This is a genomic window from Pseudoroseicyclus aestuarii (assembly GCF_003217255.1).
GTDB classification, from domain to species: Bacteria; Pseudomonadota; Alphaproteobacteria; order Rhodobacterales; family Rhodobacteraceae; genus Pseudoroseicyclus; species Pseudoroseicyclus aestuarii.
Map to the genome: position 1 here is coordinate 1 of NZ_QJTE01000006.1, position 16,695 is coordinate 16,695.

15 protein-coding genes, 1 tRNA gene and 1 pseudogene are annotated in these 16,695 nt (G+C 62.6%); 11 read left to right on the top strand and 6 right to left on the bottom strand.

The annotated features are described in order from the left end of the window. Window positions 1–466 precede the first annotated feature (466 nt). Window positions 467–1,489 carry a zinc-binding alcohol dehydrogenase family protein gene (locus DFP88_RS14080; RefSeq protein WP_110815344.1) on the bottom strand — a complete coding sequence of 341 codons (1,023 nt, stop codon included), beginning with the start codon at window positions 1,487–1,489 and terminating at the stop codon, window positions 467–469. A gap of 30 nt (window positions 1,490–1,519) precedes the next feature. Here DFP88_RS14080 and DFP88_RS14085 point away from each other — a divergent pair, with 30 nt between their 5' ends. Further along, the gene (locus tag DFP88_RS14085) at window positions 1,520–2,512 is read left to right on the top strand and encodes a LysR family transcriptional regulator (RefSeq protein ID WP_220032344.1); all 993 of its coding nucleotides are present in this window, start codon (window positions 1,520–1,522) and stop codon (window positions 2,510–2,512) included. Window positions 2,513–2,601: 89 nt separating this feature from the next. Here the strand turns inward: DFP88_RS14085 and DFP88_RS14090 are convergent, their stop codons facing one another. Beyond that, entirely contained in the window at window positions 2,602–3,507 is a 906-nt protein-coding gene (locus tag DFP88_RS14090) for an AraC family transcriptional regulator (RefSeq protein ID WP_110815345.1), read from the bottom strand. Between the two features lie 163 nt (window positions 3,508–3,670). Here DFP88_RS14090 and DFP88_RS14095 point away from each other — a divergent pair, with 163 nt between their 5' ends. The 8 genes and pseudogenes from DFP88_RS14095 to DFP88_RS17095 all read left to right on the top strand — a co-directional run bounded on the left by DFP88_RS14095 (window position 3,671) and on the right by DFP88_RS17095 (window position 10,436). Continuing rightward, complete coding sequence (locus tag DFP88_RS14095; RefSeq protein ID WP_110815346.1) at window positions 3,671–4,405, top strand: SDR family oxidoreductase; 735 nt, start codon at window positions 3,671–3,673, stop codon at window positions 4,403–4,405. Window positions 4,406–4,927: 522 nt separating this feature from the next. Then, window positions 4,928–5,545, top strand: coding sequence for a hypothetical protein (locus DFP88_RS16910; RefSeq protein ID WP_146227516.1), 618 nt, complete (start codon window positions 4,928–4,930; stop codon window positions 5,543–5,545). A 424-nt stretch (window positions 5,546–5,969) separates the two neighbouring features. Then, the gene (locus tag DFP88_RS14100; RefSeq protein ID WP_146227517.1) at window positions 5,970–6,458 is read left to right on the top strand and encodes a GNAT family N-acetyltransferase; all 489 of its coding nucleotides are present in this window, start codon (window positions 5,970–5,972) and stop codon (window positions 6,456–6,458) included. A 495-nt stretch (window positions 6,459–6,953) separates the two neighbouring features. Next, a pseudogene (locus tag DFP88_RS17555) lies at window positions 6,954–7,181 on the top strand (hypothetical protein); the annotation flags it as partial. A 62-nt stretch (window positions 7,182–7,243) separates the two neighbouring features. Then, window positions 7,244–7,945: an IS1595 family transposase gene (locus DFP88_RS14105; protein ID WP_110815347.1), complete on the top strand. Its 702-nt coding sequence runs from the start codon at window positions 7,244–7,246 to the stop codon at window positions 7,943–7,945. Between the two features lie 259 nt (window positions 7,946–8,204). Next, window positions 8,205–8,555: an ArsR/SmtB family transcription factor gene (locus tag DFP88_RS14110; RefSeq protein WP_110815348.1), complete on the top strand. Its 351-nt coding sequence runs from the start codon at window positions 8,205–8,207 to the stop codon at window positions 8,553–8,555. A gap of 65 nt (window positions 8,556–8,620) precedes the next feature. Then, window positions 8,621–9,850: an MFS transporter gene (locus DFP88_RS14115; RefSeq protein WP_110815349.1), complete on the top strand. Its 1,230-nt coding sequence runs from the start codon at window positions 8,621–8,623 to the stop codon at window positions 9,848–9,850. 468 nt (window positions 9,851–10,318) lie between these two features. After that, a tRNA-Arg gene (locus DFP88_RS17095) sits at window positions 10,319–10,436 on the top strand. Between the two features lie 252 nt (window positions 10,437–10,688). Here DFP88_RS17095 and DFP88_RS14120 read toward each other — a convergent pair. Both DFP88_RS14120 and DFP88_RS14125 read right to left on the bottom strand, forming a co-directional pair. Continuing rightward, window positions 10,689–11,678 carry an aldo/keto reductase gene (locus tag DFP88_RS14120; protein WP_181418660.1) on the bottom strand — a complete coding sequence of 330 codons (990 nt, stop codon included), beginning with the start codon at window positions 11,676–11,678 and terminating at the stop codon, window positions 10,689–10,691. A 280-nt stretch (window positions 11,679–11,958) separates the two neighbouring features. Continuing rightward, entirely contained in the window at window positions 11,959–12,906 is a 948-nt protein-coding gene (locus DFP88_RS14125; RefSeq protein ID WP_181418661.1) for an MrcB family domain-containing protein, read from the bottom strand. 330 nt (window positions 12,907–13,236) lie between these two features. On the opposite strand from DFP88_RS14125, the gene DFP88_RS14130 reads away from it, so the two are divergent. Next, a complete protein-coding gene (locus tag DFP88_RS14130; RefSeq protein WP_110815352.1) occupies window positions 13,237–13,818 on the top strand; it encodes a hemerythrin domain-containing protein in 582 nt (193 codons plus the stop codon). Window positions 13,819–13,964: 146 nt separating this feature from the next. Here the strand turns inward: DFP88_RS14130 and DFP88_RS14135 are convergent, their stop codons facing one another. Beyond that, on the bottom strand, window positions 13,965–14,357 hold the full coding sequence (locus DFP88_RS14135) for a winged helix-turn-helix transcriptional regulator (protein WP_110815353.1): 393 nt from the start codon (window positions 14,355–14,357) through the stop codon (window positions 13,965–13,967). 96 nt (window positions 14,358–14,453) lie between these two features. Between DFP88_RS14135 and DFP88_RS14140 the strand changes: the two genes are divergently transcribed. Further along, window positions 14,454–15,521, top strand: a complete 1,068-nt coding sequence (locus DFP88_RS14140; RefSeq protein ID WP_110815354.1) for an SDR family oxidoreductase — start codon at window positions 14,454–14,456, stop codon at window positions 15,519–15,521. A 97-nt stretch (window positions 15,522–15,618) separates the two neighbouring features. Here the strand turns inward: DFP88_RS14140 and DFP88_RS14145 are convergent, their stop codons facing one another. Further along, the gene (locus DFP88_RS14145; protein WP_220032345.1) at window positions 15,619–16,686 is read right to left on the bottom strand and encodes a LacI family DNA-binding transcriptional regulator; all 1,068 of its coding nucleotides are present in this window, start codon (window positions 16,684–16,686) and stop codon (window positions 15,619–15,621) included. Window positions 16,687–16,695: the final 9 nt, after the last annotated feature.

Consider the following 16,695-nt stretch of genomic DNA (forward strand, 5'->3'; position numbering starts at 1 on the left):
GACGGCACTCGACACTGGGCTATAAGAGCCCCGTCGAGTTCGAGGAGAAAGCCATATTAGCTTAACCTCGTGTCCGACAAACCGGCAGCAGGCCAGTCTGGCTGGATAATGCGCAGTGCATCGTTGACCCCCATGATGGTAGGCCGCTTTGGGCCTTTAGCGGCTGCGCCGGGGCAGGGGTTCGGACGTCCGCTAAGGGCCGAAAGCGGCAGCGGTGGGGCAGGGTTCCGAACGGCGGCTTCGGGGAACCCGCACCGCAGCGCAGCCTCTCCTCGTGAACGGCAGGTAAGGGTCGGGAGCGTCTGTGGCGGGGCAGAGGCGGGACGGGCGCTTTGGGGCGACGAGCCACAGTCAACCGGAGCGCTAGGGCCTGCCGCGCAAGGAAGGTCAGGCGCTCTGCCCTGCGGTGCAGCGAAGGTCAGCTTCGAGCCGAAACTGGGCTTTCACATCCGGAATTGAAAGCTATTCAAACAAGAGAAACGACGATTTTTTCGCCGGAAACACCGGTCTTCTGGAGGGCCAACGCGTCCTGAAGCGCGTGAAGCCCATGGCCTGCGACCCGCGGTTTCGGTGCGGCTTGGTAGCGGCCTTGGGCCAGCGCGGCGGGCAGGAAATCTCGGTATATCATTGGTCCGACATTATCGTCCTTAAGCGCTGTGCCGTGGATGTGGCCAACGACGACGTCTTTGCGGAAACCCTCGGGTGCCGGGAGTGTCGCGGCAATCATCTTCCTGCCTTCCGCGCGGCTGACGACCTCGGCGCAGTCATGCAGGTTGCCGGTGGCATGCAGCGTCCCCGCAAGGCGGCGTCCCTCCAGTGCGGAGATCAGGCGCTCGGAGCACGTCTCATTGGTGTAATCGAAGACCTCCGCCGCGCCGAGTTTCTGTAACATCCCGGCATTGGACGCCGAAGCGGTAGCAAAGACGGTGTAGCCGGAGGCTACGGCCAGCTGGATGGCATTGCAGCCCACGCTGGAGGACCCTCCCCAGACGAGAACCACTTCGTCCTGCGCCTCTGGCGAGAGAGACGGCGGCAGCAGGGCAAGCTGCGTCTTGCCGTAAAGCCCCCCGGCCGCCGTGCCGAGCCCCAGTGGAAGCACGGCGGCCTCGGCAAAGGATAATGTCGCGGGGATCGGCGCGGCCATGTGATCGGCCACGATCGTGTATTCCTGGAATGCGCCTTCGGCGGGCCTGTTGACCGTGGTGCTAACGGCCTGCCCAACCACGCGGTCACCAATCGCGAAACGGGTGACATCGGGCCCGACTGCCGCCACAGTGCCCGCCACATCGCTGCCGGTGATTATCGGGAAGGTCAACCACGGGAGGCTCATTCCGCTCTGCAGTAGCCAGTCCAGTGGATTGATCGCGATGGCGGCGTTCTCGATCAGGATCTCGTTGCCTTGCGGCGTGGTGATCGGGGCGGCGGCAATTTGCAGCGTCGACGCGTTATCGTGCTGCCAAGCGGCCATTTGGGTGGGTTCGGTATGCATCGCACTCTCCAGAGGTTTGACAGGTCCTAGATGGCCCTGTTCGGCATGGATATTAATGGGCATAATAATCATCGTATCATTGACTTGAGGGAACGAATGATCGGCGGTGGAGAATATGCTGAATTGCGGGCGTTCATCATGATCGCCGAGACCCGCAGCTTTCGCGAAGCAGCCGGACGGTTGGGCGTGACACCCTCTGCTCTCAGCCGGACGATCAAACGCCTCGAAGGGCGCCTCGGTCATCGCCTGCTGAACCGCACGACGCGAAGCGTTTCTCCGACTGAGGCGGGACAGTCGCTATACGCCCGCCTCCTGCCCGCCGTCGCCAGCCTTGAGGAGGCTGTCGATGACACCCTTGCCCGGCGGGGCGATGCTAAGGGAACAGTAAGGCTCAATCTGCCGCGGCTCGCTGCAGAGGTGCTGTTGATGCCGCGGCTCGCGGAATTCTCGGCGCTCCACCCTGGCATCCACCTCGATATCGTGATGGACGATGCGCTGAGCGATGTCATCGGAAGGGGATTCGACGCGGGCATCCGTCCCCAAGAGTTGCTGGAAAAGGACATGATCGCCGTCCGATTGACCCCGCCTTTCCGCAACGCCGTTGTCGGCACGCCCGGTTATTTCGCCGTACATGACGTTCCGCAGTCTCCGCAGGACCTGAAACGACACCTCTGCATCAATTACCGCTGGGCAGACAGCCGTCAGCCATATCGCTGGCCGTTCGACGGCCCGGACGGCCCCTTCGAAATCAACGTCGAGGGGCCATTTTCGGTCAACGATACCGGCCTCTTGAAAGACGCGGCGCTCTCCGGCACGGGCCTGGCCTGCCTCAGTGAACCGATGGTGGCGCCGCATGTCGCGCGCGGTGAACTCGTCGAGGTTCTCGAGCCATGGTGCAAGCAATACGCGGGGTTCTTCCTCTATCATCCGAGCCGACGTCAAACACCTCTAGCGTTACGTGCACTGATTACGTTTTTGACCGAAAGCCAAGCTCGCAGAGGAGCAGTTGCTCCGGCGCCGTGACGCTGACGACGGACATAGGAACTCAACGCCCCCCCGGAAATTCCTGAAGGCCGTCTGGTGGCGATCCGATTGTGCGACGGGCGCTTGCGCTACCCGCTGAGCACCCTTGCGCGCATCAGGCCAGCATCGCGGGCGGGCGGCACGCCGAACTCCCGGGCATATTCGCGAGAAAATTGCGAGGGGCTATCGTAGCCGAGCTCGAACGCCAGGCGGGCGACATGGGTGGGTGTGGCATGCAGCCTGCGCCGCGCCTCGTAGAGCCGCAGGCGGGTCCGGTATTGCAGCGGCGACATGCCCGTCTCTGCCTTGAAGCGCCGGTAGAAGGTAGGCACGCTCATCCCCGACGCGCTGGCCAAGTCCGCGGCCCGCAGAGGCCCTGTGTAGTCTGTCCTTATCCGTGCGATTGCCTTTGCGATGCCCGAGTGCCGCCCCCCATTTGCGACCAACTTGCGCAGGATCGGGCCTTGAGGGCCCTGAAGGAGCCGAAACAGGATCTCCTTTACGATCAGCGGACCCATCACGTCCAGATCTTCGGCCCTCTCGAGAGTTTGCAAAAGCCTTCGATAGGCATCGAGCAGGTCCTTATCCGCCGGATGGACGGCGAAGGCCCGTGTACCGGATCTGGGCACCATGGGCTCTGAGCGCTGTGCCAGATCGGCGATCAGCGCGGGATCCGGGCGCAGTGTCATCGCGAGGTAGGGGCGCGTTCGCGAACATCCCAGAATCTCGATCCGCGTGGGCAGATCGATTGCGGAGGTATATGTGTCGCCGACACGATAATGCAGGGCGTCATGTCCGATCGAAAGGCGCTTCTCGCCTTGAAGGGTGAGGCTGACAATGGGGTCCTGCACCTCGGGGACCAGCTCGCCGGGCGTGATCACCTTGAGAAAAGACACTGATCCAAGGGCCGTACGTGTCTCGCCCTTGGGCAACCGGTTAGCCAGGCGGCTCACCAGCTTTGGGAAAAGTGAAGTCATGGACAGCACGCTGGTCATCACTTTGCCTTACAGCAAAATGAGAATATTATGCAAGCTATCGAGTATATCGGGCACGTCTCGATCTCCTTCGTCCTCCATATCAGGGAGGCACTCCGGCATGTCCTGCGGTCCCGGCAGGGGCGGCCGTGCCTCAACTTGACAAAGCAAGGAGACCCCTCCCATGGATATCGAGAAATCCACCATCCTCATCACCGGCGCGTCGTCCGGCATTGGTCTGGCGACAGCCACCGCGGCCATCGAACTGGGCGCACGGGTTGCCCTGATCGCCCGGCGCGCGGACCGTCTGAGCGAGATCGCGACACGGCTTGGTCCAGATGCCATGGCGGTTGCATGCGACGTCACCGACCCTGCCCAGATCGCGCGCTGTGTGCAAACGGTCCTCGACACGTTTGGCCGGATCGACGTCCTGGTAAACAACGCCGGCCGTGGCTTCTATGCCAACATCGACGAGATCGACATCGCCGGATATCGGGAGCTTCTGGAGCTCAACACGATTGCGCCATTGGCGATGATGCAGGCCGTGCTGCCTCAGATGCGACGGCAAGGGCGGGGGACGATCGTCAATGTCAGCTCCGGTGCGACGTTCGGTGCCCTTCCGGGGGCCGGTGGCTATACCAGTTCGAAGGCCGCGTTGAACATGCTTTCGGATGTAGCGCGGATCGAATTGGCCGAGACGGGCATAACCGTTTCCACGATGTATCCCTTTGTAACCGACACCGAGTTCTATGGCGCCGTCCAGACAGGGGAAAACGCGGCCGAAGCGGAGCTTGAGGCCGTAGGCCAAGCGATCCACGCCCCGGACCGCGTCGCAGCAAAGATTCTGGGGTTGATCCGATCCGGCGAAGGAAAGGATGATCTTGTCCCGAAATCATTCGGCGGAAGCCTGGAGGTGTAGCCCTCGGGCTTGATGGGCGTAGCCCGGACACGGGAATTCCTTGGAGGATTGCAGCGAAAGCTGCCATTCGGCGTGTAAGCGCGAACGGCAGCTTCGTCCCGCATAGCGGTCGTCTGGGCGGTGGAGATGCTGCGCGCCTCGCGCATGTCCGGTTCGGTGAAGCCGCGCTGCGGCGATGAGCCGACCGGCGAAAGGCAGCTCAGGGCCGGAAGCGCCATGGGGCAGGCAGGGACCGGACGTCCGCTGTGAGCCGGTAGCTACGGCGGCCGCGCGGGGTGGCATGGCGGCTTCGGGCCGAGAGTGACGGCGGTTCGGTGGCTGGCTGAACGGCGGCTATGGGCTTAGAGACACTGAGCACTTCAAGTTTGGTCACGCAGTTCACCGCAAAGCCGCGTCAAGCCTACGAGCCATTGCGGTCGTTCGGGTTTCGTAGCCATACTGCTGCGATGGCATCTTGCCGAGGGCTAGCTGAAACGGCGAGGAGTGCTCCTTGGATAGCATTACTGTGCAGGAGAGATTTTGATGCCGGAATGGTTGGTGGATTTAACTCAGCCTCAGGCCACGCTTGGATCTGGAGTGATTACATTTCTGGGGGCTATCGCAGCCGTTGTACTTGGTTGGTTGTTGTTCAGCGGAAAAGTTAAGGACATAAAATCAGCGCTCGACACCACAGATCAGCTTTTGACAGCACATCAAGCCAGAGTTCAGCAGTCGCTTGCAGACGTTGAAGAAAAGTTGAGCAGCTTGACTGCTAGCACTGCGCAAATCAGAGCGGACGTATCGGATCGGCAGGCAATTGATGAAGAAGAGGCTGAAGCGCCAGACGTACAAGCTGGTATACACGAGCTAAATTTCGAGGACCTGTCTTTCAACTGGTTGAAGATCCGAGATCGTCTCGAAGAAATCGCATCAGACACACGAATCGACGGTCGAACAGCAGCGAAGTACTCCCGTATAGACCGCAGAAAATACGCAGACCTTGTTGCCTCTCTGAACAAGGATGGCGAGCTCGGAGACAAAGGAGAAGAGTTTCTAGAAGCTGCTCAGATTTGGGCGTCGCACCGGTCGAGAAAGAAGGAACCGACACAGGACTCTATCCAACGCATGATTGACTTGGCACTTCTACTCGCTCCTGCGTAGCTGGTTTCAGGCGTTTGGCTCGGCTTAAAGGGCGCGTTCACATTATTTACGTCGGCAAGACCCGCACCTTCGACTTTATTCTGTCAGGCTATGCTTCACGCATCCAAGGGTGTCCGCTCCGACAAAGCTGCGCCACAGCGTCGGGACGCCCCTTGAGCGGCAGCTTTGGGCCGGAAGCAGACCAGCGGAGGTCCGCTTCGGGCCGGCAGCGAGGGTGGTCGGGCAGGGTCCCGAACTGCGGCTTTGGGCCGGTAGCGTCTGCGGAGGGGCAGTAGCTGGACGGCCGCTGTGGGGCGACGAGCGACAGTCAGCCGGAGCGCATAGGGCCTGCCGCTGGGGTACGGTCAGGCACTCTGCCCTGCGGTGCAGCGAAGGTCAGCTTCGAGCCCATACCCACCGTCGCACGTTATGGTAGGCTGATCGAATGACCGCGTCCCGGGACTATTCATTTCGCAAAGCGATCCTGGACGATCTTGCCTTGCTAACGGCGTGGCAATCGAACCCGCATGTTCGAGAGTGGTGGGACGCAGACGAGCCGTATGCCGAAGCGGATTTGGCCGACCCTCGGGTCGCTCGCTGGATCGTTTCATTGGGTATGCGGCCCTTTGCGTTCATGCAGGACTACACGGTCCACGGCTGGGAAGAGCACCATTTTGCCCATCTTCCCAGAGGATCGCGGGGGATCGATCAATTTATCGGTGACCCCGGCATGGTCGGCATCGGGCATGGCTCGGCGTTCATCGAGATGAGAATGCGGGTTCTCTTCGATGAGGGCACACCTGTGATCGCGACCGATCCGCATCCGGACAATGCAAGGGCGATAGCGGTTTACAAGAAGCTCGGTTTCGAGCCGTCAGGACCGCCCCAGAAGACCGGATGGGGCTTGATCTTGCCAATGACTGCACGGCGGTAGGCAGAGCGGGTCCAACGACAACTTTGTCCGCACAGCTGACCTCCGCGGACTAGCCGATGTCGCATGGGCGTGGCAACGGCCGCTTCTGGGAAGCTGCACCGCGGCCTCGGCTAGGCACGTGAAGGTCCGCAATGGGCCGGAAGCGGCGGAGGCCAGGCAGGGTACCGAACGTCGCCTCTGGGCCGGATGCGTCATAACTCTGACAGGCTCGATGACGTCCGCCTTGAGCAGCGTCCGACTTAAGGTCCGGCAGGGCTCGAAAGACCTGCTCGGATCAAGAGCCGGTGTGCGTGACCACGCTGACGGACGGCAGGTTTGAAGAGGAACAGGCGGCCCTTAGCCTAGGCGATGGGCCGACTGTTCTAGAGGCCAAGCACGTGCAGGCTACGGCAACTGAGCAACATTTTCTTTGGGGGTGTCCGCAAACCGTGTTGGTTCGCTTCGTCATGACCCAAAAGGGCCCATCTTCCTCCGCTTTTCCAGCGGAGGACGCCCTTGCTACACCGAGACTTTCGCCGTTTTCTGGATGCCCTCGGCGACCTGAACCCGGCTCAGATCGAAGACGCACAGACGAAAATCCGGGATCTTCGCCACAAGACGGAGGCGATCTCGGAGATCCAAGCACGGACAAACCAACACCACAAGTGCCCGTTCTGCGGCGACGGTCGTCGCCAGAGATGGGGCCGCACACGAACCAAGGTCCAGCGCTACCGATGCTCGGGCTGCAAGAAGACCTACTCGGGCCGGACCGGGAGCGCCATCGGCCGCATCCATCGCCCTGACCTATTCGTGGCCGCTCTGAGAGATATGCTGGGACTTCCGCACCGCAGTCGGTGCGAAAGCTCGCCAAGCAGCTCGACCTCAACAAACACACGATCTGGCGTTGGCGGATGCTCGTGTTCTCGATCATCGGAAACAGCAGCGTAGGGGCGAGCTTCTCCGGGATCATCGAAGCCGATAAGACCTATCAGCGGGAGTCGCGTAAAGGCTCACGGGAGTGGGTTCGATACTTCGCCGACACCCAGAAAGTGCCGCAGCCTCCGCGTCCCCGATGGGAAGACTTTACCACCAAGGGGCTGAAGATGATGCGCGGCCTCTCGAAGTGGCAGCTTCCCATCCTGACCGTCGCCGACCGCGGTGGCTCTCGCCTTTTCCGGAGACTGCCGAACCGCAAGAGCGTAACCGTAGAGCGCGCCATGACGCCCCTGGTGCCGAATGACGCTGTGCTCTGCTCGGACGGAGGCAATGGCTACAAGAATCTCGCGTCGGCGCGGGGCCTGGAGCATTTCGTAGTGGGCAGCAAGCCGGGCACGCGTGTCGCGGCTGGCTGCTACCACATCCAGAACGTCAACTCGCTCCACGCCCGATATGGCAAGTTCATCAAGCCGTTCTGCGGGCCGGCCACGAAGAACCTCGACGGCTATATCCGCTGGTTGGAGGTGCGGCTGGCGGGGATGCGCCCGGCGGAGATTGTTCGCGCAGCGTAGAAGTGGTGTCGCGTAAAGGTCCCCTTCGAGGCTATTTGCACTGATGCCGCGTCGCACACGAATTGCGGCTGCGATGGATCTTTCTGCGACTGTCGCAAGGGGTCGCGTGCGAAAACCCCGCACCTGCTGGCGGCTCGAATATTGCGGCTAACCCGAGACGGCGGAACCGCTCAATCCGACTGTCTTTGCGACGCGCCCTCTAACAAACCACTGACCGATGATCTGTTGACGCTCATTCGTGATCCCTCAACATTAGGCCATGAGCAGCCAACCGAAGATCGCCGGCAGAACTTCGACACCGATGCGGCCCGCCGATCCAGACCCTTTCTTGCTAAGCGGTCTAACCGCCATTGCCGACCCGACCCGACTGCGCATCCTGACCGCGCTACGCGAGGGTCATGAGGCGTGTCGCGAGATCGAGGGGTATGTCGGCATCCACGTCTCGGACCTCGCCCGGGTCGTCGCCATGACCCAACCGGCCGTGTCGCAGCATCTCGCACGTTTGCGGCAAGCGGGTTTGGTCAAGGTTACCAGAAAGGGGCAATACGCTTATTACCTGCGTGATGAAGGTGCGCTGGCACGGTTGCGCAAAGCGATCGCAACGATTTGACGGCCGGAGCCAGGCTATCGACACTGCATGCAACCTTACATAAGTTATTGCGCATAGACTTATGAATGGTGGCCCGCATGTCTTTCTTCACCATAGCTCGCACCATCCGTGCGCCACTCATGGCCTTCTTCGCGATGGGCATCTTCTGGGGGGCGTGGCACGCCCTTGTCCCTGACGTGAAGATCGCCGTGGGGGCCGATGACGGCGCGCTCGGCCTGGCGCTCCTCTGCGTCGCGCTTGGGGCTGTCCCGGCCATGGTTCTGGGCGGACGTCTGGTGGACCGGATCGAGCCGGGGCTACTGCCGGCGACCGTTTTGGCCTTCGGCGTCGCGGCCGTACTGCCAGGCCTTGCCGGCTCGCCAGTAGAACTCGGCGCTGCCCTGTTCGTCCTGGGATTGGCGTCCGGTATGATGGATGTCGTGATGAACGCGCGTATCGGGGCGATCGAGGCGGCAACGGGCGTGCGCGCGATGCATATGGCGCACGCCCTGTTCGCGGTCGTCTACCTCGTAGTGGCGCTCGGCACCGGCGCGGCGCGCGACGCGGCGCTGGACCCCCCGGTGATCCTTACGAGCGTCGGCGCTGCGATCGTCGCGTTAGGTCTGGTCACGGCACGCCTCGGCCGCGAGGATCGGATCGCAAGGCCGGACTTGGACGACGTGACACCCGACGCCGATGGACTCGTTCGCCGCCGGATCGACGGTCCTGTCCTGTTGTTGGGAATCATCGCCTTTGCCGCCTTCCTGTCCGAAAACGGGTGGCAGTCCTGGAGCGCCTTGTTCCTGGAGCGGACCTTCGAGGTCGATCCGTGGCTGGGATCAATGGGACCGGCCGTGGTCGGAACGGCCCTCGCCGTGGGACGGTTCGGCGGCCAGGCGCTGGCTATGAAGGTCAGCGATGCCGCCCTGATTGCCGGGGCAGCCATCGTCGCCATCGCGGGCGGTACGGCGATGGCCCTGGCACCGTCCCCCATTGTCGTCTTCGCTTCCCTTTTCGTCGCGGCGGCGGGCGCGTCGGTCATCGCACCCTCCGCGCTGAGCCTCGCTGGACGCACAGCGGAGCCGCGCCGCCGTGGTGCGGCCGTCGCGACTGTCGGGGTGATCGCCTATACGGGCTTCTTCGTGGGGCCTGCGATGCTGGGCTTTGTTGCGGACGCCGCGGGATTGCGCACCGCCCTCGGCATGATCGCCGTCGTCCTGGCGTTCGTCATTCCGTGCTTGTTGGTCCATCACGCCTGGTCGGACGCTTATTTGAAGCGCCCGGTTTCGACGCAGAGGAAGGACGGTCTCTCGTAACGGATGTCCATGCTTATGCCGCCTGAACCGATCCTTCGTCCATAGCACAGCGAACGGCAGGAAAGTCTTGCATAGCGGACCAACACGGATTGCGGACACCCCCTTTTTTTTATGGGGCCCAATAAGGTGAGCCTGATCCTGCCGTAATTGGCGGCGCAGCACAAAAAGATGAGGTGTCCTGACCTCGGGCGCCGTCTGCGGTGTGACAACCAAGTGGTCTCTGGTTCGCTGAATTTGGGGAGCGAGGGCAATTGGGTGAGGATGATCGTTGACGTGCTCATTGCGAAGCGGTCCTTGCGCCTCCTACCAGCAAGTTGCGCAGGGGCCGCAGTGTAAACATCGGGGACGTTGACGATTCAAGGTCGACATCAGCCACCATCGCTCAGGTTCGTCAGTACTCGCACGATGGTGCAGTCGCCGATCGTGCAGAGTGGCGACTGGTCCCGTTTTGGTGCGGATTGACCCGTAGCAGGTGCTCCCATGAAGGCCAAAACGGTGAACATCTACGGGGTATCCGGCGAACATTACCTCTGACGCTGCCCTCCGAAGGCAGAGGCCATAGGTTCGAATCCTATCGGGTGCACCATTTCCCAAGCGACCGAATTCGAAGCGTTAGCTTTCCATCGGTGAAGAGCCGAGTTTCCAAGCATCTGCTCCTGTTCTGCGCCGCGAACGACCCCAACGCAGTCGGCGGCTGGGGTGTCGTGGGCGATCTCCGAGAGACGTGAATCTCATATTCACGCGCTAGTCTGGCTTGTTCTTGTACCGACTTCGGCAAGTGCGGCGGCGCACGGTGTCCACGGCCCTGTCGACCGGGGGCACCGTGCGTCCCCCAGCACTACCAGCGTTGGTGGACGTGCGGCGCGATGCGTGTCTCGTAGATGTCGCGAACCGCATCCATCGCATCGGCCGAAAGCGGCGCCAGGCCTCCTGCCGTGGCGTTGGAGCGTGCCTGGTCGGGAGTCTTGGCTCCTGGGATGGCGACCGTCACACCGTCGTTCATGAGGATCCAGCGCAGCGCGACCTGGGCCATGGGGACATCCGCCGGCAAGACCTCCTTCAGAGCGTCGACCGCATCGAGCGCCACGTCGAAGGGGACACCCGCGAAGGTCTCGCCCACGTCGAAGGCCTCGCCCGCGCGGTTGAACTTGCGGTGGTCGTCGTCGGCAAAGGTGCTGTCCTTGGACATCTTGCCGGTCAGAAGGCCCGACGCGAGGGGCACGCGGACGATGACGCCGACGCCTTTCTCTTTCGCGCGCGGCAGGAACAGGTCCGCCGGCCGCTGGCGGAACATGTTGTAGATCATCTGAACCGAGACCACGCCCGGATACTCGATTGCCTTCAGACCCTCCTCGACCTTCTCGACCGAGACGCCGTATTCGCCGATCTTGCCCTTCGACTTGAGGTCGTCGAGCGCGCCGAAGACCTCGGGGCGATAGAACACCTCGGTCGGCGGGCAGTGCAGCTGCACGAGGTCCAGGCGCTCGGTGCCCAGGTTGGCCAGGCTGCGGTCGACGAAGCCCTCCATATTCTTGGCGTTGTAGCCATCGGCCTCATGCGGATCCAAGCGGCGGCCGAGCTTCGTTGCGACGAGGGGTTTGTCGCCGCTCCGCTCGCGCAGGACCTGGCCGATGATCTTCTCGGACCGTCCGTCACCGTAGACATCCGCGGTGTCGATGAAGGTCACACCCTCATCGAGGGCCGTGTTCAGCGCCGCCCTCGCATCCTCCTCCGAGACCTCGCCCCAGGTCCCCCCGATGGCCCAGGCGCCGAAGCCGATCTCGGAGACCGTCCAACCGGCCCGTCCGAATGTGCGCGTTCCAACCATGAGATGCTTCTCCTCCATTAGACTGGACCGGGTACGTAGTCCCTGGACGACGCTTGAGAAGGCGACGGGCCAGAGGAAGGGGATTGCCGGAAGGGCAGGGGCTTTCACAAAAGGCCGGTTTGGTGGTCTGGAGCGTTCAGCTCCCGCTTGTGGGAAAGCGTATGCGAGGCCAACGCTGCGGTCTCGACCTCCATCCCCGGAGGGCGGGGGGGCTGACCTGCGCTGCGCCGGGTGCGGAGGTCGCCTAAGGGCGGATAGTCGCCATTCACCGTATTGAGCATCAACGAATAGGGTAGAAAACTTCACGCGCGATTTGAAAACGAACCATGTGCTTCAACTTTGACAGGTCCGACGGCGAGTCAATCTTGTGGATCATGCGGTGGCAGGTTGGGCAGAGTACCATGAAGTCATCTGGCACCTTGTAACGCCTTGTTTCCCCCTCGCTGAGACCATGCAGTGGTGCGGCATGATGTACGTCGAGCGGCGTTTCATAGGCGGGACCATTAAAACCATAGTCGCGTTTGGGATCGAGACCACAGCATTCGCAGATCGGAGGTTTCGCTTTTAAAACTTCTTTACGCACTTTTGCGGAGCGTTCAATCCGACAAGAAAGAACGTAGCGTCGCGTCTCATCTATATCTCGCCCGTTTGCCTCTTCCTGCATCACCTCACTTGGTGTCGTTCCACCACGGTTCACCAGCGCTTCGTATGCGCGAAGCATCTGATGTAGGTCAGCTTGAAGAATGTCATCAGTGAACATGCCTGCCGTGTAGGTCTTCCCAAAAGAATGTCCGGCCTCATACCCGGCTGGAAGTCCAGCAATAGAGCCAAGATTAATAGGAGCCTCAGAAAAGTGCTTTGCAAATTCAGGGACGCGATCAGCCATATCGCGTGCCCGACGTTTCAGTACATCGCGACCGCGGGTCTGTCCGAAGTCATTATATATGGCCGTAGTTCCCTGGTTCATCGATAGTGTGATCGTCTGCTCGTCCGGATTGATCAGGTAAACTACGTAAAAGCCCTTTGTCGCAGTTTCGGTAATTAAGGGGTCAAAAAAAGCCAGCCAGGGTACGGACGCCCATACGCCCTGTCCGACGCTAGCTCTGACCTTTAGATCAACGGAGCGAAAGGTCAGGAGATTTTTTGCCTCCACAGCTATGTCGCGTCTTACGAAGTCGCCAAATTTCGAATTTGTAAAAGGCTTCGCGCGCTCATAGGTGTATTCCATGGCGAGGCGAGAAAGTTGTTCTGCAAGCATGGTGAACCTAACTCCGATAGGCGCTACCATACGTCATGAAATTTGCTGCGCAACCTGTTTGAAAGGTTCTGATTTTAATTACTCGCTGCACTTACTGGCGTTCGCCGACTATCCGCCGTCGGGCTGACTGGGTTCATTTGCCGCGACACACACGAACGGTAGCTTAGGGCCGCAATCCGACGAAGGTGGGCCGCTGGTCTAAGGTCGGGAAAGGCCGATATCCTGCAGGCTTACGGCATCCACCTCATCCGCAGGGTCAGCCTCCTTGACCCGGCCCGGGGAAAGGCTTCTTTATCCAGCATGACTGACCTCTCCACCCAATCGCTCGATCAACTCACCATTGACGAGGCGTCCCGGCCGTCGGCTCCGCCTGTACCGGCGGCGACGGACAGGCATCGCCGTCAGGGGCGACAGCTGGCGGCGATCCATCGGCACTACCTGATGGAGATGGCGCAGATCGGCGCGGTCCTGGCGCGGATCGAGGCGAAGGACAGTCCTCCCGAGCATCTGAAGCGGATCGTGCTGTCTCTCGACATGGCCGAGAACCTTCGCGCCTTTGGCTCCCTTTGCGGGCATGAGTGCCAGGTGCTCAAGTTTCATCACGATATCGAAGGCGCCGACATGTTCCCCCGGATCGAGGCCGCCGGCGGAGGCATGTTTCGGGAGGTCGTGGCCAAGCTGCTCTCCGAGCACGAGGTGGTGCACGAGCTGATTATTCGCCTCGATCAGGTCGCTGACCGGTTGGTCGAGGATCCAGGGGAGGCCAACTTCCTTGAGGCGGCCGCCACCTATCGAAAGCTGGAAGAGGTCGTGCGCTCTCATTTCAAATACGAGGAGACGGAGCTGGTCGAGGCCATCGGCTATTATCTCGGATCGATCTGACGCTGCACGCCCGTGATGGCTTCTGTACGTCAACTTTGGCCTGTCGACGGCTGAACCCGGGCGGGGTGCCGACGGTCAGCCAAGGGCCGCCTGTGTCGACAGTCCATGATGGTCGTCGATGCAGACCTGCGCCGTCGCAGGCCGCTTCAAGCGCGACTGGTGCTACGCCTCGAGGATGCGCGGGCCCGCATCTCGTCCAGCGCGTCCCCGTTCTTGCGGCCCCAGTCATAGACCAGATCGACCAGATCGACGAAGCGCCGACCGAGCGGCGTGAGGCTGTAGCGCACCGCGGGCGGCACGACGCTCTCGACGTGGCGCTCGATCAGCCCGCTGGCCTCCATCTCGCGCAGGGTCTGGACCAGCATCTTCTTCGAGATCCCCGGCAGGCTGCGCTGCAGAACCCCGGTCCGCGCCTGACCCCCATGCAGGGCGTGCAGCGTGTGCAGGATCATGCTCGTCCATTTTGTCGAGAAGATCTCCAGCACCCGCCGTGGGGCGCAATCCTCGCGCCATTCCTGCTCTTCGCTGCCAGACTGCATGGTTACCTCTTGGTGCCTACGTCCCGTTTTGGTGCCGTCTAGCGCGGCACCGCCGGGACTCCTAGGTCGGATGCGACACGCGATGGAGAAAACGACATGACGAAACGCGCATTGGTGGTTGGCGTCACAGGCATCCAGGGCCGGCCTCTCGCAGATCAACTGGTCGCCGAAGGGTGGCAGGTTTACGGCCTCGCTCGAACGCCCGGGCAGCAGGCCGGCGTGACCCCGGTGGCGGCCGACTTGCTGGACCCCGACAGGCTCGCAGAGGCCCTTGAAGGCGTCGCCCCCACGCATGTCTTCCTCACGACATGGATGAGGATGGACACCGAGGCGGAGAACATCCGCGTCAATTCAGAGATGGTTCGCAACCTTCTCAATGCCCTGCGCCCCGCGGGCTCGGTCGAACATGTCGCCCTGGCAACCGGGCTCAAGCATTACCTCGGCCCCTTCGAGGCCTATGCCAAGGGCGCGCTGCCCAAGACGCCGTTCCGCGAGGATCAGGGCCGTCTCGAGGTGGAGAACTTCTACTACGCCCAGGAGGACGAGGTTTTCGCCGCTGCCGAACAGGATGGCTTCAGCTGGAGCGTCCATCGCCCTCACACGGTCATCGGCAGCGCCCTCGGCAACGCGATGAACATGGGCCAAACACTCGCCGTCTATGCCACGATCTGCCGCGAGACGGGGCGGCCCTTCCGCTTTCCGGGCTCGCAGGTGCAATGGAATGCGCTGACCGACATGACCGATGCCGGTCAGCTCGCGGCGCAGATGGTCTGGGCCTCGACGACGCCGGAGGCGAAGAACGAGGACTTCAACATCGTCAACGGCGACATCTTCCGCTGGAGCTGGATGTGGAGCCGCCTGGCGGAGTGGTTCGGCGTCCAGGCCGAGGAGTTTGACGGGGTTGAGCGCCCCCTTGAACAGGAGATGGCCGGCGACGCCGAGATCTGGGCCGAGATTGCTGACCGCCATGGTCTGGCCGAGCGCGACCTGGGACGGCTGGCCTCGCCATGGCACACGGACGCGGATCTGGGCCGCCCGATCGAGGTGGTCACGGACATGTCCAAGAGCCGCAACCTCGGCTTCACAGGCTACATCGCGACGGACAGGGCATTTTTCGACCTGTTCGAGAAATTGCGTGCCGACCGGATCATTCCCGGCGCCTGATCCGGTTCCGGGGCCCGGGGGGCGTTATGGCTCCCCGGGGTGGCTGCAGATCCAGAGGTCATGATGTTGGGCGAGGGGAGGCCAGAAGGCCCCGAGGCTACTCCTGTGCCCCGGGAAGGGACCCGCGGATGATCGGCTGCATCGGCACCAGCGTCTCGACCTCTTCCATCGTCTCTTGCAGGAGGTAGCGCACCGCCCTCGCGCCCATCTCCTCGTGCGGCAGGGCTATGGTCGTCAGGCCCGGGCGCAGGTAGCCGGCGATCTCGTCGTCGTCGAAGGAGACCAGCGCGACCTCTTCGGGGATGGCCAGCGCCGCCTCGCCGAGCGCCTGGTATGCCCCGAAGGCGAGGCGGTCGTTCAGGCACAGAAGCGCGCGGGGCCGGGTGCGGCGGCGCAGCAGGCGCTGCGTCAGGGTATGGCCATTCTGCGGCTCCCAGTTCCAGGCGCTCAGCTCCACCTCGAAGGCCATCCCGCGCGCGGCCATCTCGTCGCGGATGCCGGCGAGGCGGCGGATCACGGATTGCGAGCGGAAGAGGCCTTTCTCGGCCCCCGGCTCGTGCCCCAGAAGCGCGATGCCCTCGGTCACGCCGGCCTCGGCCAGAAGCGTGACGGCTGCCCTCCCGCCTTCGTATTCGTCGGGCAGCACGGCGGTGGGGCACTGCTGGCTGGTCCCGTTGAGCATGATCGCCCGCAGGCCGGGCGGTATTTTCGGCATGGAGACCTCGCGCGCGCGCATCGAGGCGAAGACGATCCCGTCGACCTGCCGGTCGAGCGCCGTCTCGATCGCCTGCGCCTCGCGCCCCGGCTCGCCGCGCGTCTCCAGCAGCAGCAGCATGTGATCCGCCTCCTCCGCCGCGGAGAGGGCGCCACGAACCAGCCCGCTGGCGAAGCGGGTGCTGGCGACATGGTCCGAGATGAAGGCAAAGCTCTTGGTACGGGCGGTGCGCAGGGCGCGCGCGGCGACGTTTGGGCGGTAGCCCAGTTCGGCCGCGGCGGCATGGACGCGCTGATGCGCCTCGGGCGAGAGGCGGGTGTCGGGGCGTCCCGTCAGGATCATCGAGGCCGCGGCCGAGGACAGGCCGGCCCGCCGTGCGACATCGGCCAGCGTCACACGCTTGCGCCGCGCGCCGCGCGGCGCCGGGGGAGGGGCATCTTCTGGTGACACGCGGGTAGA

Coding starts and splice junctions, on each gene's coding strand:
- DFP88_RS14100 (WP_146227517.1), top strand. CDS start 5,970: ATGACCGCGTCCCGGGACTATTCATTTCGCAAAGCGATCCTGGACGAT.
- DFP88_RS16910 (WP_146227516.1), top strand. CDS start 4,928: ATGCCGGAATGGTTGGTGGATTTAACTCAGCCTCAGGCCACGCTTGGA.
- DFP88_RS14110 (WP_110815348.1), top strand. CDS start 8,205: ATGAGCAGCCAACCGAAGATCGCCGGCAGAACTTCGACACCGATGCGG.
- DFP88_RS14120 (WP_181418660.1), bottom strand. CDS start 11,678: ATGGTTGGAACGCGCACATTCGGACGGGCCGGTTGGACGGTCTCCGAG.
- DFP88_RS14080 (WP_110815344.1), bottom strand. CDS start 1,489: ATGCATACCGAACCCACCCAAATGGCCGCTTGGCAGCACGATAACGCG.
- DFP88_RS14095 (WP_110815346.1), top strand. CDS start 3,671: ATGGATATCGAGAAATCCACCATCCTCATCACCGGCGCGTCGTCCGGC.
- DFP88_RS14140 (WP_110815354.1), top strand. CDS start 14,454: ATGACGAAACGCGCATTGGTGGTTGGCGTCACAGGCATCCAGGGCCGG.
- DFP88_RS14090 (WP_110815345.1), bottom strand. CDS start 3,507: ATGACCAGCGTGCTGTCCATGACTTCACTTTTCCCAAAGCTGGTGAGC.
- DFP88_RS14125 (WP_181418661.1), bottom strand. CDS start 12,906: ATGGAATACACCTATGAGCGCGCGAAGCCTTTTACAAATTCGAAATTT.
- DFP88_RS14135 (WP_110815353.1), bottom strand. CDS start 14,357: ATGCAGTCTGGCAGCGAAGAGCAGGAATGGCGCGAGGATTGCGCCCCA.
- DFP88_RS14085 (WP_220032344.1), top strand. CDS start 1,520: ATGGCCCTGTTCGGCATGGATATTAATGGGCATAATAATCATCGTATC.
- DFP88_RS14130 (WP_110815352.1), top strand. CDS start 13,237: ATGACTGACCTCTCCACCCAATCGCTCGATCAACTCACCATTGACGAG.
- DFP88_RS14115 (WP_110815349.1), top strand. CDS start 8,621: ATGGTGGCCCGCATGTCTTTCTTCACCATAGCTCGCACCATCCGTGCG.